The 17,739-nt window shown below is 67.4% G+C and carries 17 protein-coding genes; 5 read left to right on the top strand and 12 right to left on the bottom strand.

The window, feature by feature from the left end:
* Positions 1-78: 78 nt before the first annotated feature.
* Entirely contained in the window at positions 79-627 is a 549-nt protein-coding gene (locus EB75_RS12445) for a TetR/AcrR family transcriptional regulator (protein WP_073695689.1), read from the bottom strand.
* 81 nt (positions 628-708) lie between these two features.
* Here EB75_RS12445 and EB75_RS12440 point away from each other — a divergent pair, with 81 nt between their 5' ends.
* A complete protein-coding gene (locus tag EB75_RS12440) occupies positions 709-1,155 on the top strand; it encodes a DoxX family protein (RefSeq protein ID WP_073695703.1) in 447 nt (148 codons plus the stop codon).
* Here the strand turns inward: EB75_RS12440 and EB75_RS12435 are convergent.
* Complete coding sequence (locus EB75_RS12435) at positions 1,084-3,240, bottom strand: S9 family peptidase (RefSeq protein WP_073695688.1); 2,157 nt, start codon at positions 3,238-3,240, stop codon at positions 1,084-1,086. The two genes, EB75_RS12440 and EB75_RS12435, sit on opposite strands and share 72 nt — an antisense overlap.
* Positions 3,237-4,136 carry a phosphoribosylaminoimidazolesuccinocarboxamide synthase gene (locus EB75_RS12430; RefSeq protein WP_073695687.1) on the bottom strand — a complete coding sequence of 300 codons (900 nt, stop codon included), beginning with the start codon at positions 4,134-4,136 and terminating at the stop codon, positions 3,237-3,239. The genes EB75_RS12435 and EB75_RS12430 overlap by 4 nt, the downstream gene beginning before the upstream one ends.
* 30 nt (positions 4,137-4,166) lie before the next feature.
* On the opposite strand from EB75_RS12430, the gene EB75_RS12425 reads away from it, so the two are divergent.
* Positions 4,167-4,796, top strand: coding sequence for a hypothetical protein (locus EB75_RS12425; RefSeq protein ID WP_073695704.1), 630 nt, complete (start codon positions 4,167-4,169; stop codon positions 4,794-4,796).
* A 315-nt stretch (positions 4,797-5,111) separates the two neighbouring features.
* Complete coding sequence (locus EB75_RS12420) at positions 5,112-5,975, top strand: cyclopropane mycolic acid synthase family methyltransferase (protein WP_073695686.1); 864 nt, start codon at positions 5,112-5,114, stop codon at positions 5,973-5,975.
* A gap of 412 nt (positions 5,976-6,387) precedes the next feature.
* Here the strand turns inward: EB75_RS12420 and EB75_RS12415 are convergent, their stop codons facing one another.
* Genes EB75_RS12415 through EB75_RS12405 form a run of 3 tightly spaced genes read right to left on the bottom strand, consistent with a single transcriptional unit; the run spans position 6,388 to position 9,660 of the window.
* The gene (locus EB75_RS12415) at positions 6,388-7,605 is read right to left on the bottom strand and encodes a cytochrome P450 (protein WP_073695685.1); all 1,218 of its coding nucleotides are present in this window, start codon (positions 7,603-7,605) and stop codon (positions 6,388-6,390) included.
* Positions 7,602-9,020 (bottom strand): adenylosuccinate lyase, encoded by a 1,419-nt coding sequence (gene purB, locus EB75_RS12410; RefSeq protein WP_073695684.1) that lies wholly within the window; start codon positions 9,018-9,020, stop codon positions 7,602-7,604. Before purB ends, EB75_RS12415 begins: the two co-directional genes overlap by 4 nt.
* A 25-nt stretch (positions 9,021-9,045) precedes the next feature.
* Complete coding sequence (locus EB75_RS12405) at positions 9,046-9,660, bottom strand: TetR/AcrR family transcriptional regulator (RefSeq protein WP_073695683.1); 615 nt, start codon at positions 9,658-9,660, stop codon at positions 9,046-9,048.
* 96 nt (positions 9,661-9,756) lie between these two features.
* Here EB75_RS12405 and EB75_RS12400 point away from each other — a divergent pair, with 96 nt between their 5' ends.
* Complete coding sequence (locus tag EB75_RS12400) at positions 9,757-10,653, top strand: alpha/beta hydrolase (protein WP_073695682.1); 897 nt, start codon at positions 9,757-9,759, stop codon at positions 10,651-10,653.
* A 51-nt stretch (positions 10,654-10,704) separates the two neighbouring features.
* On the opposite strand, the gene purD is transcribed toward EB75_RS12400, so the two are convergent.
* Complete coding sequence (gene purD / locus EB75_RS12395) at positions 10,705-11,973, bottom strand: phosphoribosylamine--glycine ligase (protein WP_073695702.1); 1,269 nt, start codon at positions 11,971-11,973, stop codon at positions 10,705-10,707.
* A 72-nt stretch (positions 11,974-12,045) separates the two neighbouring features.
* Here purD and EB75_RS12390 point away from each other — a divergent pair, with 72 nt between their 5' ends.
* Positions 12,046-12,537, top strand: coding sequence for an EspA/EspE family type VII secretion system effector (locus tag EB75_RS12390; protein ID WP_083612198.1), 492 nt, complete (start codon positions 12,046-12,048; stop codon positions 12,535-12,537).
* Positions 12,538-12,750: 213 nt separating this feature from the next.
* On the opposite strand, the gene EB75_RS12385 is transcribed toward EB75_RS12390, so the two are convergent.
* The 5 genes from EB75_RS12385 to EB75_RS12365 are packed head-to-tail and all read right to left on the bottom strand — an operon-like array spanning position 12,751 to position 17,534.
* Positions 12,751-13,977 (bottom strand): hypothetical protein, encoded by a 1,227-nt coding sequence (locus EB75_RS12385; protein WP_073695681.1) that lies wholly within the window; start codon positions 13,975-13,977, stop codon positions 12,751-12,753.
* Positions 13,967-14,410 carry a carboxymuconolactone decarboxylase family protein gene (locus tag EB75_RS12380; RefSeq protein WP_073695680.1) on the bottom strand — a complete coding sequence of 148 codons (444 nt, stop codon included), beginning with the start codon at positions 14,408-14,410 and terminating at the stop codon, positions 13,967-13,969. The genes EB75_RS12385 and EB75_RS12380 overlap by 11 nt, the downstream gene beginning before the upstream one ends.
* On the bottom strand, positions 14,410-15,264 hold the full coding sequence (locus EB75_RS12375) for an NAD(P)-dependent oxidoreductase (protein WP_073695679.1): 855 nt from the start codon (positions 15,262-15,264) through the stop codon (positions 14,410-14,412). The genes EB75_RS12380 and EB75_RS12375 overlap by 1 nt, the downstream gene beginning before the upstream one ends.
* Positions 15,261-16,013, bottom strand: coding sequence for an SDR family oxidoreductase (locus EB75_RS12370; RefSeq protein ID WP_073695678.1), 753 nt, complete (start codon positions 16,011-16,013; stop codon positions 15,261-15,263). Before EB75_RS12370 ends, EB75_RS12375 begins: the two co-directional genes overlap by 4 nt.
* Positions 16,014-16,064: 51 nt before the next feature.
* Entirely contained in the window at positions 16,065-17,534 is a 1,470-nt protein-coding gene (locus EB75_RS12365) for an aldehyde dehydrogenase (protein ID WP_073695677.1), read from the bottom strand.
* Positions 17,535-17,739: the final 205 nt, after the last annotated feature.

Here is a 17,739-nt window from a genome sequence, read left to right as displayed (position 1 = left end):
AGACGGCACAAGCCGCCTGACCCTGTGTCCACCAAACAGGGTCAAGCCCACGGGAGGTGTGGTTGCGGGAAGTTCTACTCAGCCGGAGAAGAGGATCCGGGCGAGGCGCTCGGCGGTGTCGACGGGGTCGGCGTCGGTGACCGCGCCGCCCAGGGCCAGCAGCGCGAAGCCGTGCACCAGTGACCAGGCCGCCAACGCCGCACCGTCGGGATCCTTCTGGGCGTTGGGGTCGGACAGGGTCGCGACGCCGCCCATGAGCTCGGCCGCGGCCTCTGCTTCGGCGGCGCACAGGTCCGGATCGGAGGCATCGTAGAGCTTCTTGTCGAACATCACCGCGTAGTGCCCAGGGTGGCTGAGCGCGAACTGCACGTAAGCCCGTGCAGCATGGGCGAATTCGGGCTGCGCGGCCCGGAGTGCCGAGGCCAGGAGCGTGAACCCTTCGGTGGCCAGCGCGGTGAACAACCCACGCCGGTCGGTGAAGTGATGCGCGGGCGCCGCGTGCGACACCCCGGCCGCGCGGGCCAACTCACGCAGCGAGAGGCCGTCGGCGCCGCGCTCGGCCACCAGCGCCGCCGCCTGCACCAGGATGACGGACTTCAGGTCGCCGTGGTGGTAGCTCTTGACCATGCCGGCATCCTATCTTGACAGTGACTAGTTCCGGGTTATCCTTCAATCTAGACCCCAAACTTGATTACGAAGGTGCAGTTCATGGCCGTTTTTCTCGCCCTCGTCATCGGCAGCCTGGCCGCGCGGACGGCCGGCTGGCTCGGCGTCACCTACGTGAACAGCTGGCCCAGCGCCATCGCGGTCGGCCTGGCGCTGATGTTCACGATGACCGGCATCGCGCACTTCACTCCGGCCATGCGGCGCGACATGATCGCGATCGTCCCACCGCAGCTGCCGTCGCCGGAACGCCTGGTGGCCATCACGGGCGTGCTCGAACTGCTCGGCGCTATCGGACTCCTGCTGCCACCCACGCGCGTCGCGGCAGCCATCTGCCTGTTCCTGTTGATGCTGGCCATGTTTCCGGCCAACATCTACGCCTCACAGATGCCCGACACCCCGCCGTCCATGACGGCGAACCTATGCGTGCGCTCCGTCCAGGAGGTCGTCTACCTGGCCGCTGCCATATTTGTCGCGGTCCGCGGTGGCTAACACCCAGGCGTACTGGAACGCCGCTTCCTTCCAGCGTTCGTAGCGCCCACTGGTGCCACCGTGCCCGGCGGCCATCTCGGTCTTGAGCAGAACCGGATGGTCGTCGGTCTTGGTACTGCGCAGCGCCGCAACCCATTTGGCCGGCTCGACGTAGTACACCCGGGTGTCGTTCAGCGATGTCATCGCCAGGATGCTCGGGTAGTCCTGGGCCGTCACGTTCTCGTACGGCGTGTAGGACTTCATGTACTCGTAGACATCCTTGTCCGCCAACGGATTACCCCACTCGTCCCACTCGGTGACGGTGAGCGGCAGTGACGGATCGAGGATGGTGGTGAGCGCGTCGACGAACGGCACCTGCGCCAGGATCCCGGCGAACAGGTGGGGTGCCATGTTGGCCACCGCGCCCATCAGCAGACCGCCGGCACTGCCACCGAGGGCCACCAGATTCTCCGGACGGGTCACCCCCGTGGCGATCAGATGCTCTGCGGCACTGATGAAGTCGGTGAAGGAGTTCTTCTTCTCCAGCAGCTTGCCGTGCTCGTACCAGCCGCGGCCCAGCTCGCCGCCGCCACGCACGTGGGCGACGACGAACACCACGCCGCGGTCCAGCAGCGACAGCCGGGCGATGGAGAAGCGTGGGTCCTCGCAGGACTCGTAGGCGCCGTAGCCGTAGAGCAGCGCCGGCGCGGGCGTCGGCGCACCGGCCCGCTGAATGATCGACAGCGGCACCTTCGTGCCGTCGGGAGCCACGGTCCAGTCGCGACGCTCCAGATAGTCCTCCGGCCGGTAGTCGCCGAGGACCGGCTGCTCGCGAAGGAGGATTCGCTCGCCGGTGGCCAGGTCCAGGTCATAGATCCGGACGGGGATGACGAATGACGTCGCACCCACCCGCAGCCGCGGCGACGACCAGTTCGGGTTGCCCGACAGCCCGACGGACATCAGCTCCGATTCGAAGGTGATCTCCTGCAGTTCGCCGTAGTTGCCTTCGAAATCGAAGGGCCACAGCTGGATTCGCGGGAGCGCCTCGCTGCGGTAGCTGATCACCAACTGGTCGGCGAACGCGTCGACGCCGTCCAGACGGACGTCATCACGGTGCTCGATCAGTGTGCGGGCGTTCTCGAGGTTGACCAGCGGGGCATCCGACACCGGCACGTCGACCAACGTGAAGTTCTCGGCACCGTCGTTGTGCAGGATCAGGAACCGGTCCTCGCCGCCGATCACCGCATGTTCCACCGAATACTCGACAGAGTCCTTGCGCGGCAACACCACTTTGAACTCGGCCTTGGCGTCGCCCGCGTCGGCGTAACGCACCTCGGAGGTGACGGCGCTGCCGGCGGCGATGAACACGTACTTGTCGCTGCGGGTGCGGCCCACACCGACCCAGAACCGCTCGTCGGATTCGTGGTGCACCTTCTCGCCCGGCAGCCCGGAACCCAGGCGGTGCCGCCAGACGGTGTCCGGCCGCCAGGCGTCGTCGACCGTGACGTAGTAGAGCGTGCGGTTGTCGGCCGCCCAGGTGCCGCCCGCACCGATGCCGGTGATCCGGTCGTCGTACAGCTCACCGGTGCGTAAGTCCTTGAACTTCAACGTGTACCGCTCGTCGCCGACGGTATCGACGGAGTACGCGAGAATGTTGGCGTCGACGCTGACGGTGGCCGCGCCGAGCGAGAAGAAGTCGTGGCCCTCGGCCTCGACGTTCTCGTCCAGCAGCACCTGTTCACCGGGGACCTCGGTGTGCTCGTCGAGCTTCGGCGGCGTCCAGTCGTCGGGATCGCTGATGGGGCACCGGCAGTGCACGCTGTACTGCTTGCCCTCGAAGCTGCGGGCGTAGTACCACCAGTCGCCGCGCCGGGTCGGCACCGAGAGGTCGGTCTCCTTGGTGCGGGCCTTGATCTCGTCGAAGATCTTCTGCCGCAACGGTTCCAGCGGTGCGGTGATCTCCTCGGTGTACGCGTTCTCCGCGTTCAGCAGCGCGATCACCTCGGGATCGTTCTTGTCCCGCATCCACTCGTACGGGTCGATGAACACGTCGCCGTGATGTTCACGGCGATGTTCGACCTTCTTGGCGATCGGCGCCTCGCTCATGCACCGAACCAATCCGCGAAACGGCGGCCCGAAATCCGTTCGTACGCTTCGATGTACCGCGCCCGGGTGGCTTCGACGATGTCATCGGGCAGGGCCGGCGGCGGGGTGTCGCCGGCACGGTCCCAGCCGGAGTCCGGTCCGGTCAGCCAGTTGCGGACGAACTGCTTGTCGAAGCTGGGCTGCACCACGCCCTCGGTGTAGCCGTCCACCGGCCAGTACCGCGACGAGTCCGGTGTCAGCACCTCGTCGGCGAGTACCAGCCCGCCGTCGGCGTCGACGCCGAACTCGAACTTGGTGTCCGCCAAGATGATTCCCTTGGTCAGCGCGTGCGCGGCAGCCGCGCTGTACACCTTCAGGGTCGCGTCGCGCAGCTGCTCGGCCCGCTCGGTACCGACCAGCTTCTCGACGGCGTCGAACGCGATGTTCTCGTCGTGCGCACCGATCTCGGCCTTGGTCGCCGGTGTGAACAGCGGCTCGGCGAACCGGCTGGCCTCGGTCAGGCCCTCGGGCAGTGCGATGCCGCACACCTGGCCGGTCTTGCGGTAGTCGATGAGCCCCGAACCCGTCAGGTACCCGCGCGCCACGCACTCGACCGGCATCATCTCGAGGCTGCGCACCACCAGGGCGCGACCCAGTACCTCTGCGGGGATGCGCTCGTCGTCAGCCGGGCCGGCGAGGTGGTTGGCGGTGCCCAGCTGCTCGGCCAGGTAGTCGAAGAAGAAGACGCTCATGGCGGTGAGCACCCGGCCCTTGTCCGGAATCTCGCTGTCCAGGACGTAGTCGAAGGCCGAAATCCGGTCGGAGGCGACGAACAGCAGGTGGTCGTCGTCGATGCGGTACAGATCGCGGACCTTACCGCTGGTCAGATGCCGGTAGTCGGACAAAGCTGGGCGCATCGGACCACCCTATCTGTTGGGATGGCTGGCATGAGTTCGCGCTACGTGCCCTACGCCCGGACGCCGGGCCGGTTGCTCGCCCAGCTGACCAGCGACGTCGTCGCGCTGGTGTGGTTCGTCATCTGGATCACGGTCGGCGTCGCGGTGCACAGTGCCATCGCCACCATCGCGGACGTCGGGCGGCAGGTGCACGACGGCGCCGACGGCGTGGCCGACAGCCTGTCCTCGGCCGGCCACAATGCCGACGGGCTTCCGCTGATCGGGAAGGCCATCGGGGCTCCGCTGCGTTCCGCCAGCAGCGCCGCGGTCGATATCGCGGGTGCCGGGGACAGCCTCAACAGCACGGCCAGCTGGCTGGCCTGGGTGCTCGCCCTGGCGGTGGCGCTGCCGCCGATCCTGGCCGTCGCGATGCCGTGGCTGGTGCTGCGGATCAGGTTCTTCCGGCGCAAATGGACGGCGGTCACGTTGGCGTCGACCGATGCCGGCGAACAGCTGCTGGCATTGCGGGCGCTGGCCAACCGGCCGCTGGCCAAGCTCACCGAGGTTTCCGACGACCCGGTGACCGCGTGGCGCACCCACGACGCCATCGCGATCCGGAAACTGGCGGCGCTGGAGTTGCGGTCGGCCGGTCTGCGACCGGCACGTCCCAAGTCGGAGTGACTGCCGCCGCGTTTCCACTTGCCTAGCCGCTGAGTCGTTGCTTCACTGAATGCCGTCGGCAAATATATTCCAGGATTTCTCCGGATGACCGCTCCAGCAGAGTGGGCGCCGCCGGACCGCGAATTCCTGGCCTGCTGAGTGCTTGAGTGCGCCATCCAACTGAACTCTGGCAACGAATACCTGCTAGCGGCGAACCACGCCGCCCCCAGAGGCGTAGTCAGAACATCGCACCGTCTACGGATCGTCACAGAGGCCGGTCCGGGCGGTGCTCCGCAACCAGTGCACGACGCGTCGACATGCCTGGAAGGACATGCCATGGCAGAAAAACTCAAACCCCATTTCGAGAACGTCCAAGCGCACTACGACCTGTCGGACGACTTCTTCAGGCTGTTCCTGGACCCCAGCCAGACGTACAGCTGCGCGTTCTTCGAGCGCGACGACATGACGCTGGAAGAAGCTCAGATGGCGAAGATCGACCTGGCGCTGGGCAAGTTGGGTCTCGCTCCGGGGATGACGCTGCTCGACATCGGCTGTGGTTGGGGCGCGGCGATGCGCCGCGCGATCGAGAGGTACGACGTCGACGTCGTGGGGCTGACCCTGTCGAAGAACCAGGCCGCACATGTCGAGGCATTGTTGAGCGGGCTGCAGACCGCTCGGACGCGGCGCGTCCTGTTGGAGGGCTGGGAACAGTTTCACGAACCGGTCGACCGGATCGTATCCATCGGCGCGTTCGAGCATTTCGGCCACGATCGCTATCCGGCGTTCTTCCGCATGGCCTACGACGCACTACCGCCCGACGGCGTCATGCTGCTGCACACCATCTGCGGCTTCGATCCGCGACAGGCCAGAGAACTCGGAATCCCGCTCACCTTCGAGCTGGCCCGCTTCATCAAATTCATCACCACGGAGATCTTCCCGGGCGGCCGGCTGCCGACAGTGGCGATGGTCGAACAGCACGCCGCCGCAGTGGGATTCAGAGTGACCCGGGTGCAGTCGCTGCAACTCCATTACGCGCGGACGCTGGATCTGTGGGCCGAGGCGCTGGAAGCACACCGCGATGAGGCCATCGCGATGCAATCCGTCGAGGTCTACGACCGGTACATGAAGTACTTGACGGGCTGCGCAAAGGGTTTCCGGCTCCGCCAAGTCGACATCAACCAGTTCACCCTCGAAAAGTAGGGATTTGTGCACGAAAATCCGCGCCACCCACGGATTTTCGTGCAAATCATGGGGAAGCAGCGCTAAGGATGCGCATGCACGATCACCCAGGCCCGCGGCGTGGGCGGCTGGGCCCCGGGCGGCTGCCACGTCTGGGTGACCCCCATCGTCATGCCCCCGACCGATGGTTGTTCGTATGTCTGGAACGCCGTGTACCCCGTGGTGACCCCCGGTCCGGACTCACCGCTACCGGCGAGATTTACCCAACCTGATACGGCAACCGCGCCAATACCTATCGCGCACATGACTTTACGGACCCGCGCCGGGCCGTGCAGGTGATGACGAGCCAACTGGTGAAACACACATCAACTATGGATTTTTGGTGCCGCCCAGCACATGAACCATGAGAGCCATATCTGGCCTGATCCAGGGACTAGCTGACGGTCACCATCAGGTGCCGAAGACCGGTGTGGCGGTTGCTTCGCGTCCATTCGGGCGGTTCGACGACCTGGATGTCCGGGAACCGGGTCAGCAGTTCCTCGAACAACACCCGCAGCTCCAGGCGGGCCAGATTCGCGCCGAGGCAGTAGTGCAGACCCTGTCCGAATCCCAAGTGCGGGTTGGGCTTCCGGGTCACATCGAAAGTCATGGGATCGGCGAACACCCGCTCGTCGCGGTTGGCCGAGCCTTCCCAGACGACCACCTTCTGCCCCGCCTCGATATCGCAGCCACCGAGCGACACGGCGCGGGTCGCGGTGCGCCGCTTCGACGGTGACGGCGACGTCCAGCGCACCATCTCCTCGATTGCGGTGGGCAGCAGCGACAGGTCGGCGCGCAGCAGCGACAGCTGAGTTGGGTTCTCGCACAACGCCAACAGCCCACCGGCCACCGAGTTGCGGGTGGTTTCCGCGCCGGCGCTGAACAGCAGGTTGAAGAACAGGTACACCTCGAGGTCCGAGACACCCTCGGCGTTGGCCACCACCGACAGCATGTCGTCGGTGGGCGCGGCCCGCTTGGCTGCGATCAGCTCCATGCCGAAGTTGTACATCCGGGATCCGGCTTCCTCCACGGACAGCCGGGTGATGGCGGCTTTGCGGGAGCCGCCGAAATCGAAGCTCGGCTCGATGGCCTCGAACAGCCAATGCCGTTGTGACTCCGGGATACCCATCAGAATACAGATCATCTGCATGGGCAGCTCGGCGGCGATGTCGACCAGGAAGTCGAATGGGACCCCCGGCGACACCGCGTCTAGCAGCGCCCTGCTGCGCACCCGCAGGTCGTCCTCGACGCGCGCGATCATCCGCGGCGTCAGCCCTGACGACACCAGGCGGCGGATCTCCGCGTGCCGCGGATCGTCCATCATGTTCAGCACCTGCCCGGCGATGGAGAGGTCCTGTATCAGCGTCCCACCGAACGGTCGCGAACCGCCCGTCACCGAGGAGTAGGTCGCCGGATCACGAAGCACGGCAAGGGTTTCCGCATAGGTGGCGACGGACCAGAAGCCCTCGCCATCAGGGGTGTTCTCCGTCGGCTCGTGCCAGTACACCGGCGCTTCCGCGCGGTGCTGCGCGAACAGCTCGTGCGGGAAGCCCGACGCGAAGTTGTCGAGGTCGGTCAGATCGACCCCGGCCAAGCTCCACGCCAACGTCACAGGATGGCGCCCGAGGTGTACTTCGCCGCCTCCGGGTACTGCGCCACCAAGCGGTCCACCGCGGCCACCACACCGTCGACCTGGTCCCCGGCCGCACCGCTGAACGCCTGTTTGTCGGCCAGTGCCGCGTCGAGCTCGACGCGGTCCAGCGGCAGCCGCGGATCGGCGGCCAGGCGGTCCAGAAGGTCGGGCTCCAAACCCTTTTCGCGCATCGCCAGCGCCACCGCGACAGCGTGCTCCTTGATGACCTCGTGCGCGGTCTCACGGCCGACACCGGCCCGCACCGCGGCCATCAGGATGCGGGTGGTCGCCAGGAACGGCAGGTAGCGGTCCAGCTCGCGCTGGATCACGGCCGGGTACGCACCGAACTCGTCGAGCACCGTCAGGAAGGTCTCGGTCTGCCCGTCGATGGCGAAGAACGCGTCCGGCAGCGCAACGCGGCGCACCACCGAGCAGAAGACGTCACCCTCATTCCATTGCGCCCCAGCCAGTTCCGCTGCCATCGAGCCGTAGCCGCGCAGCACGACCTGCAAGCCGTTGACGCGTTCGCACGAGCGGGTGTTCATCTTGTGCGGCATGGCCGACGAGCCCACCTGCCCAGGTGCGAAGCCCTCGGTGGCCAGTTCGTGGCCGGCCATCAGCCGGATGGTGTGCGCGAACGACGACGGACCGGCGCCCAACTGCACCAGCGCCGACAGCACGTCGTGGTCCAGCGACCGCGGGTACACCTGACCGACCGACGTGAAAACCTCGGTGAATCCCAGGAATTCGGCCACCCGGCGCTCCAGGTCGGCCAGCCGCGAAGCGTCACCGCCGAAGAGGTCCAGCATGTCCTGCGCCGTGCCCATCGGACCCTTGATGCCGCGCAGCGGGTACCGGTCGATGAGCTCGCGCAGCCGGTTCAGCGCGATCAGCGTCTCCTCGGCGGCCGAGGCGAACCGCTTGCCCAGCGTGGTGGCCTGCGCCGCCACGTTGTGCGACCGGCCGGCCATCACCAGGTCGCGGTACAGCGCGGCCCGTTCGGCCAGGCGCGCCACCACAGCAACGCCGTGCGAGAACACCAGTTCCAGCGACTGCCGGATCTGCAGCTGCTCGACGTTCTCGGTGAGGTCGCGGCTCGTCATGCCCTTGTGGACGTGCTCGTGGCCGGCCAGCGCGTTGAACTCCTCGATGCGGGCCTTGACGTCGTGCCGGGTGACGCGCTCGCGAGCCGCGATCGAACCCAGGTCGACCTGCTCGAGTACCCGCTCGTAGTCCTCGACGACACCGGACGGCACAGCCACGCCCAGTTCGGACTGCGCACGCAGCACGGCCAGCCACAGCCGGCGTTCGGCGACGATCTTGTTCTCCGGCGACCAGATGGCCACCATCTCGTCGCTGGCGTAACGATTGGCCAGCACGTTGGGGATGCTCACGGGACTCAAGCCTACTTCGGCCTAGTTATATGGCGGCGCGGCGTTCTTGGTCGAAGGGCGCCAGGACATCGATGACGTCCACGAGGGTCGCCCGGGCCGTCGCCCGCGGACCGTCGCCGTCGCTCACCATCGAGGCCACGACGGCGCCGTCCACCGCGCAGACCAGGGCGGTCAGCAGCTCGGCGCGCACCGAGCGCCCCGACCGTTCCACCACCTCGACGACGGCGTCGGAACGCTGCTTGAGGATGCGTCGCTGCACGTCACGCAGCCCGGGCTGCCGGGCGCAGGCGATGTACCGCTCGTAGCGGGAAATCAGCTGGTCGGAGGCCCGGTTACCGTCGCCGACCAGCAGGTCGACCAGCAGATCGGCCGTCGCGTCCGCGCCCCGGCGGCGCCGCGACAGCGCCGAGACCCGCAGTCGCAGTTGCTGCGATTCGGATTCTCCGACGTGCTCGACGGCCTTTTCGATGAGGTCGTCGAGGGACGAGAAGTAGTACGTCGTGGACGCCAGCGGTAGCCCGGCTCGCTGCGCCACGGCGCGGTGCCGAACGGCGTCGAAGCCGCCCTCGCACAGCAGCTCGGCGGCGGCGCTGACCAGCGCATACCGTCGCCGCTCCCCCTTCGGGGTCACTGCTGTCATCACGCTGTAAATGCTGCCAGGAATGGTCACGCGGCGATCACGATTTCACGTAATCCATTAGGCATTACTCAGGAATTGCGGCCGGGCACCGATGGCATGATGGCGGCCATGGCAGAGCTGAGCCGACGCGCCGTCCTCCGTCTCGGAGTGGGCGCCGCCGCAGGGGCCGCCGGCGCGTTTGCGTTGGGGTCGACGTTCAACCGCCCGACCGTCACCGCGACGCCGGTGACGATGACGAGCGTCGGAGTACCCCTGGCACCACCCCCGCCCGTCGCCGATCCGGCGCCCACGTACGTCACCGGTTCGTTCGTCTCGCAGGCCCGCGGCGGCGTCTCGACCAACTGGGCCATCGCCCGCCCGCCGGGCCAGACCGCGCCGCTGCGTCCCGTGATCGCGCTTCACGGCAAAGGCAGCGACGCCGCGACGGTGATGGCCGGCGGCGTCGAACAGGGACTCGCGCAGGCCGTGGCGGCCGGACTGCCGCCGTTCGCGGTGGTGGCCGTCGACGGCGGTGGCGGCTACTGGCACAAGCGGGAGTCCGGCGAGGATGCGGGCGCGATGGTGCTCGACGAGCTGATCCCGATGCTGGCCTCGCAAGGCCTGGACACGTCGCGGGTGGGGTTCCTGGGCTGGTCGATGGGCGGCTACGGCGCACTGCTGCTGGGTGGCCGGTTGGGCGCGGCCCGGACCGCGGCCATCTGCGCCGTCAGCCCCGCGTTGTGGACGTCATCGGGTGCGACGGCGCCCGGCGCCTTCGACGGCGCAGGCGACTACGCGGCCAATTCGGTGTGGGGCCTGCCCGGGCTGGCCGGCATCCCGATCCGCATCGACTGCGGCGACAGCGACCCGTTCTACTCCGCGACCAAGCAGTTCATCGCGCAGCTGCCGAACGGTGCGGCCGGCGGCTTCTCCCCCGGCGGGCACGACGGGTCGTTCTGGAGCGCACAACTCCCGGCCGAGATTTCCTGGCTGGCCCCGCACCTCGTCCAGTGATTCGTGCACGATTTTCCGCGGCAACCGCGGATTTTCGTGCACAAATCCCAACTAGAGCGAGATGCGGCCTTCAGCCGCGGCGAGGCCGATGTCGGTGCGGAAGTGGCTGCCCGGCAGGCGAATCGACTCGATGATCCGGTAGGCGTCGGCCCGTGCGGCCGCCAGATCAACGCCGGTGCCGACCACCGACAGCACCCGGCCGCCGGAGGAGACGACGCTGCCGTCGGCCTTGCGGGTGGTGCCCGCGTGCAGGACTCCGGCGGTTTCGGATCCGGTGATCACGTCACCGACGCGGGGGCGTCCCGGGTAGTTCTCGGCGGCCACCACGACGGTGACGGCCGACCCCTCCTGCCACTGCAGCGCACCGACCGAGTCCAGCGTGCCGGTGGCGGCAGCATTCAGCAGCGCGCCCAGCGGCGTCTCGAGCAGCGCCAGCACAGCCTGCGTCTCGGGATCGCCGAAGCGGCAGTTGAATTCGACGACGGCCGGGCCCTTCGAAGTGATGGCCAGGCCCGCGTACAGCAGCCCGGAGAACGAGCTGTCGCGCCGAACCAGTTCGGCGGCAACGCGTTTGACGACCTCGTCGACGATCTGGTCGACGACGGCGGCGGGCAGCCACGGCAGCGGCGTGTAGGCGCCCATGCCACCGGTGTTGGGTCCGCTGTCGTTGTCACCGACGCGTTTGAAGTCCTGGGCGGGCAGCAACGGCACGACGGTCTCGCCGTCGACGACGCAGAACAGCGACACTTCGGGCCCGTCGAGGAACGACTCGAGCAGCACGGGGTGGCCGCACTCGAGCAGCTCGGCGGCGTGTGCGCGGGCGGCCTCGCGGTCGGCGGAGACGACGACGCCCTTGCCGGCGGCCAGACCGTCGTCTTTCACGACCCAGGCCTGCTGGCCGGCGGACGGGCCGAAGCGGTCCAGCGCGGCGTCGAGGTGGGCGGGGTTGTCGACGATCTCACTGGTCGCGGTGCGGACGCCGGCGGCGGCCATGACGTCCTTGGCGAACGCCTTGGAGCCTTCGATGCGGGCGGCGTCCTTGCTGGGACCGAAGGTTGCGATGCCGGCGGCGCGCAGCGCGTCGGCCACACCGAGCACCAGCGGCACCTCGGGTCCGATGACGACCAGGTCGGCGGTCAGCTTCTTGGCCAGCGCGACCACCTCGTCGGCGGCGGTGATGTCGACGTCGTGCTGCTCGGCGACGGCGGAGGTACCGGCATTGCCGGGAGCGACGGCCAGATAGTCCACCTGGGGGTCGCGGCTCAGGGCGAGCAGCAGGGCATGTTCACGGGCACCGGAGCCGATCACGAGGACGCGCACAGCCACACCCTAGTAGCTGGTCGGCTCGTCCTAAACTGGGCAGGCCCGACGCACGCGAGGAGGTCCGCACCGGTGGAACCGCTGGATGCCTTCCTGCTGATGTGGGAGCGGGCCCGCGCGACCTTCGGCGAGGGCGTTCCGCACGACCGCACCGAGTTCGACAAGAGCGCGGAGCTGCGCGGCCTGCAGGACCAGGTGAAAGCCGCGGGCCCCGGAGAGCACTGGACGGGCGCCGCCGCCGATCTCTACGCCGAAGCCAACGACAGGCACTCCCAGACTCTCGGCCGGCTGGCCGACCTCGACAAGCGCCTGGGCGACGAACTCGAGCGGTCCGCGGACGTGGTCAACGGCGGGCGCCGTGAACTCGACGCGCTCAAGCACTGGGTCACCGACCTCGCCGACGAGGCCAAGAAGACCCCGACCGCCGCCGCCGACCACGCACTGTGGTCGGCGATCGGCAAGGCCAGCGGCGACGTCGCCGACATCATCCAGCGCTCGCACACGGACCTGTCGGGGGTCGTCGGGCGAATTCAGGGTCTCGACAGCGAGTTCGACGACTTCTGAGCGCCGGTCAAAGCAGCAGGCACCCCCGACACATCCGATCTGAAGCCGTCAACTTTCCCTGACGGTGAAGGAAAGTTGACGGCTCCCGACGGAAGGTGCCGAGGGAGAGAGCCGCTCGAAGGGGACGACGGTTCTCGAATGTGCGACCAGATCGCCAGAACCGCTCGGAGGACGATCTGTGCGCCCCGTCGGGACACGTCCGTCCGACCCGCGCTACACCACCGTCAACGGCAGGGACTTGCGTTCCTCGAACACCCAAGACGCCCCGCTGCTGACCTTGCACACCGAGACCTCACCGAGTTCCTTCGCCGGGGTGTCGGTTTCGATGAACCGGACGGTCCAGTCGGTGGCGTCACCCGACACCTCGGCCCGCAGCAGCGGGTTGACGGCCGTCGCGATGGCCTGCAGCGGCAGTTCGGACTCCGGGGACACCAGGGTGATCCAGGCACCGTCCTCGTGGGCGGGTGACGGGTGCACGTGTGCCTCGTCGCCCGAAACATCAACGGAGACATAGGCGGCCGGGTTGAGCAGCGGATGCAGCTCCAGTACCCGCAGGGCACCGGCGGCATCGGCCGACAACCCCAACACCTTCTGGATGCGCTCTGCCGCGACCCCGGCGATGCCGATGAGCGATTTGGTCCGGATGGACCTTTCCTTCTCGGCATCGCCGTTGCAGCGGGCCCGCACGGCCAGCGCGAACGACAGCACCAGCAGGTGCATCTGCAGACACACCTCGTCGGCGATGCGCACCAGCGCCGAGTGCGAGAAGGCTGAGAAGTCGACATCGCTCACCAGCGGGCCGGAGTAGTCGGCCTGACCTTCGTCCGCGGGATCGATGTCGTCGAGTTCGCAGCGGTACGCGTTTGTGGCGCCGATGATGTCGAGCTGCGGGATGAAGCCGACCTCGGGGTACGACTCGTCGATGATGACGGTCCACGCGCAGGCCGGGGTCCGGTCCGCCGGGACGCGCGGCGGCCGGTGGATGGGCCGCACCTGGCAGCGGCGGTTGGTGGCCAGAGCTGTCGCATCGAACGTCGGGTCCTCGATGTCGTGGCACATGCCGCGCACATAGTCGGGACCCATGGGCTCGACGTCCATGAGGGCACCGCAGTGGTCGAGGTGGAATTCGCCGTGCCAGCGGTCGTGCACGGTGTACCGGAAGTCCATGAACTGCGGCGGCGCACCGATGTCGAGCTGCAGGCCCTTGAAGATCGTGATGACGTCCACGCCTTCGTATTTCAGCGCCTTCTGCATGCGCTTGGTGTAGAGCGGGCTGGACCCGGCCCATTCCTCGATGGCGACCTGCAGCATCTCCTCACGGCCGAATTCGACGATGCACCAGGCCATTGCGGCGCGGTCGATGAGCTGGCCGATCAGCAGCAGTTCCGGCACCAGCGCCGCGAGCTCAGCACGCGACAGCGAGGCGTACCTACTTGTCATCGAGCTCGCTCCCGGTGTTCATCTTGACCGCGGCGTTGACGTTGGCCTTGCGGTCCTCGGCGAGACCCTTCTCGGCTGCCTTGCGCCGCCTGGCCACCACCTTGGACACCGCGCCGTTGAACGCCGAACCGAGCGGAAAGCCGAGATACTGCGTCAGGAAGATGCCGATGTCCTTGAGCTCGGCCTCGGTGAATTCCTCGTTGAGTAGGGCCGCGTTGATCTGGATTTCGGCGAGGTCCTGCGAGCCGACGGCGGTGACACACGTGAACGTCATCAGGCGCTTCTCCCGCATGGACAGCCCGGGCTTGCTCCAGATGGTGCCGAACAGGTGATCCACGGTGAGGTCGAAGTAGGGGTCACCCTCGATGTTGGGCATCTCCCAGCCGTAAACCTCGTTCATTTTCGCCAGGCCCTTGGCGCGCAACTCGTCCATCATGACTCCTTCGTGTGCGGTACACCGAGACCCTCGGCGAGGTTGGCCAGCGCCAGCTCGGCAAGCGGAAGGTCCACTCCCACAGCCGAACCCAGCCCGAGCGCCAGTGACAGATCCTTCTCCGCCAGCCCGCGGGTGTGGACGAACATGTTGTAGAGGAAGTGGTCGGGCGCCAGCGGCTTGGTGTCGTCGCGGGCCATGATGGCGCCGGGTCCACCGGACTGCGCGTCACTGTGCCGGACGACGCGCCCCAGCTTCTGCAAGTCGATGCCCGACGCCTCGGCCAGCTTCTGCGCCTCGCATGCCGCGGCAAAACCGATGAACGTCAGCATGTTCCGCGCCAGCTTCATCTTGGTGCCCGCGCCCGGCTCGCCGGCGCGCACCACCAGCGACGCCCACTGCTTGAAGACGGGCTTGACCTTGTCGTAGGCCTCGTCGTCGGCGCCGACCATCACGGCCAGCTCACCCTTGCTCGCCGCATGGGCGCCGCCGCTCACCGGAGCGTCGACGATGTGAATCCCCTTGGGCCGCAACTGCTCCGCCAGTTCGACCGCGGTGGTGGGTTCGATGGTGGAGTGGATCGCGATGACGGTGCCGGGTTCGGCATGCTCGGCCAGCTGCGCCACGACGTCACGGACCTGTTGGTCGTTGAGCACCGTCACGCTGATGACATCGGCTTTGGCCACCTCGGCGACGCTATCGGCCAGGGTGGCACCGAGTTCGGCGAACGGTGCCATGGCCTCGGCGCGCATGTCGAAAACGACCAGCCCGCCGGGCCATTCGGTCAGCCGCTTGGCCATCGGTGCACCCTGGTTGCCCAAGCCGATATAGCCCAGTTTCACATCAGAACTCATGACCGGATGATCTGTCCGCCGTCGACGTTGAAGATCTGCCCGGTGATCCAGCTGGCCTCGTCGGACAGCAGGAACAGGCACATGCCGGCGAGGTCTTCCGGCGTACCCATGCGCGCCAGCGGCAGGGTCTGGACGATCTGCTTGACGATGGCCTGCGGCGTGGTGCTGCGGTTGGCCTCGGTGTCGATGGGTCCCGGCGCGATGGCGTTGATCCGGATGTTGCGCCACCCGAGCTCACGGGACAGCTGCTGCGTCAGGCCGTTGACGCCGACCTTGGCCAGACCGTAGAAGTTGGCGTAAACCCATGCCGCCGTGGAGGACTGGTTGACGATGGCCCCGCCGCCCCGCTTTTCCATGTGCGGGAAAACCGCGCGGGTACACACCAGCGCCCCGTCGAGGTTGACGCTCATGAACTTGCGGTAGTAGTCCCAGTCGACGGTCAGCAGTCCGTCGAGCTTCATGCCACCGAAGATCGCGGCGTTGTTCACCAGGTAGTCGATGCCGCCGAACTCCGCCACGGCCTGGGCAGCCATGTCGTTGGCCGAGTCGATGTTCGACACGTCGACCCGCACGGCCAGCGCCTTGCCGCCGTCGGCCTTGATGCCGGCGGCCACCTTCTCGGCGCCTTCGACGTTGATATCGGCGATGACGACGGCGGCACCCTCGCGGGCCAACGCCTCGGCGTAGACCTGGCCGATGCCCCCGCCCGCGCCGGTCACGATCGCGACCTTGTTCTCGAACCTGCTCATGATGTCCTCTCGTCTACTTCTTGTGAGTCAATGGTTTTGGGACGCCGGCGCTTAGGTGGCCAGCGTGGCGATGCACTTGGTCTCCAGGTATTCCTCGAACCCGGCGATGCCCATCTCCCGCCCGTTGCCGGACTGCTTGTATCCGCCGAACGGTGCGTCGGCGGAGTACCAGACACCGCCGTTGACGTTGACGGTGCCGACCCGCAGCCGCGCCGCGACGCCGGCTGCCCGCTGCGGGTCGGCCGAGAACACCGTGCCGGACAGACCGTACGGCGAGTCGTTGGCGATGCGGACGGCGTCGTCGTCGCCGTCGTGGGCGATGACGGTGAGCACGGGCCCGAAGATCTCCTCGCGCGCGACACGCGCCGAATTGTCCAGGCCCGCAATGACGGTCGGCTCGATGAAGAAGCCCTTGTCGCGGTCGGCCGGCCGGCCGCCACCACAGGCGAACGTCCCACCCTCCTGCAGGGCGAGGTCGAGGTAGCCCTGCACCCGGTCACGCTGGCGGGCCGAGATCACGGGGCCGCAGACGGTGCGCGGACTGGACGGATCACCTGGCTTGATGCCGCCCATCGCGCCGGCCGCGGCCGCGACGGCCTCGTCGTAGCGGGCTCGCGGCACCACGAGCCGGGTGGTGATGGCGCACCCCTGGCCGGCGTGCATCGACGCCGTGAACGCGGCCATCGCGCACGCGGCGGCGACATCGGCGTCGTCGAGTACCAGGAATGCCGACTTGCCACCGAGTTCCAGGAACACCTTCTTGATGGTCTCCGCTGCGTCGGTCATCACGGCGCGGCCGGTGGCGGTCGAGCCGGTGAACGAAACCATGTCCACGTCAGCGTGTTTCGACAGCAGTGCGCCGACGCCGTGGTCCCGGGACGTGACGATGTTGATGGTGCCCGCCGGGAAGTCGGTGTGCTGGGTGATCAGTTCGCCGAGCACCGCGGCGACCCACGGAGTGTCCGGTGCGGGCTTGAGGATCAGGGTGTTGCCCGCCGCGAGTGCCGGGCCGACCTTGGCCAGGTTGATCTGGTGCGGGAAGTTCCACGGCGTGATGGCCCCGACGACCCCGACGGCTTCCCGGGCGATGGTCCGGTTGGTCGGAATCCCTTGCGGCGTGGCATGTCCCAGGTCGGTGGTCCACTGGTAGCTCTCCGCGGTGTCGGCGGCGAAGCTGAGGTCTTCGATCGGGCCGTCCAAATGCGCTCCGGCCGTGAGCATCCGGGGCGCGCCGACCTCCGAGATGGTCAGTTCGCGCAATTCATCGGCGTGGTCGCGCATGGCCTGCTGTAGCTGCCGCAGACACCGCACACGGAGCTCCACGTTGGTGGACCAGTCGGTCTCGTCGAAAGCCCGGCGGGCGGAGTCGATCGCGTCGACCATGTCGCCGACCGTGGCGTCGGCTGCCACCCCGAGGACCTCCTCGGTCGCGGGATTGACGGTCGGGAACGTGCCTCGCGAACCCGGCACCAATTTTCCGTCGATGAGAAGGCGACTCTCGCCGTCACCCAACAAGGTCATCTGCGCTCCTGCCTTCGGGACGACGTCCAGCGATCTGATTTTTACTGGACAACTGTCCGACAACGTTCAGTCGAACCATAACCTCACGCGCCACCGAGTGGCAAGAGTCCGACGATATCGACAACCGAAACCGCGGCATAAATGCTTGTTTAACAGGCTCTTTTCACGCACTTCTTGCTTCCGTACCGCGCCATCGGCTAACTTG

This window comes from Mycobacterium sp. ST-F2, assembly GCF_001905655.1.
Classification (GTDB): domain Bacteria; phylum Actinomycetota; class Actinomycetes; order Mycobacteriales; family Mycobacteriaceae; genus Mycobacterium.
Note: the sequence above shows the minus strand (reverse complement) of the source record. Positions and strands in the feature narration are given on the sequence as shown.

Bases quoted from the DNA above. Each gene is read 5' to 3' on its own strand.
- EB75_RS12380 (WP_073695680.1), bottom strand. From the start codon at position 14,410: ATGGACGAGTTGCGCGCCAAGGGCCTGGCGAAAATGAACGAGGTTTAC.
- EB75_RS12405 (WP_073695683.1), bottom strand. From the start codon at position 9,660: ATGACAGCAGTGACCCCGAAGGGGGAGCGGCGACGGTATGCGCTGGTC.
- EB75_RS12365 (WP_073695677.1), bottom strand. From the start codon at position 17,534: ATGACCTTGTTGGGTGACGGCGAGAGTCGCCTTCTCATCGACGGAAAA.
- EB75_RS12370 (WP_073695678.1), bottom strand. From the start codon at position 16,013: ATGAGCAGGTTCGAGAACAAGGTCGCGATCGTGACCGGCGCGGGCGGG.
- EB75_RS12440 (WP_073695703.1), top strand. From the start codon at position 709: ATGGCCGTTTTTCTCGCCCTCGTCATCGGCAGCCTGGCCGCGCGGACG.
- EB75_RS12425 (WP_073695704.1), top strand. From the start codon at position 4,167: ATGAGTTCGCGCTACGTGCCCTACGCCCGGACGCCGGGCCGGTTGCTC.
- EB75_RS12385 (WP_073695681.1), bottom strand. From the start codon at position 13,977: ATGACAAGTAGGTACGCCTCGCTGTCGCGTGCTGAGCTCGCGGCGCTG.
- EB75_RS12445 (WP_073695689.1), bottom strand. From the start codon at position 627: ATGGTCAAGAGCTACCACCACGGCGACCTGAAGTCCGTCATCCTGGTG.
- EB75_RS12400 (WP_073695682.1), top strand. From the start codon at position 9,757: ATGATGGCGGCCATGGCAGAGCTGAGCCGACGCGCCGTCCTCCGTCTC.
- EB75_RS12420 (WP_073695686.1), top strand. From the start codon at position 5,112: ATGGCAGAAAAACTCAAACCCCATTTCGAGAACGTCCAAGCGCACTAC.
- EB75_RS12435 (WP_073695688.1), bottom strand. From the start codon at position 3,240: ATGAGCGAGGCGCCGATCGCCAAGAAGGTCGAACATCGCCGTGAACAT.
- EB75_RS12375 (WP_073695679.1), bottom strand. From the start codon at position 15,264: ATGAGTTCTGATGTGAAACTGGGCTATATCGGCTTGGGCAACCAGGGT.
- EB75_RS12430 (WP_073695687.1), bottom strand. From the start codon at position 4,136: ATGCGCCCAGCTTTGTCCGACTACCGGCATCTGACCAGCGGTAAGGTC.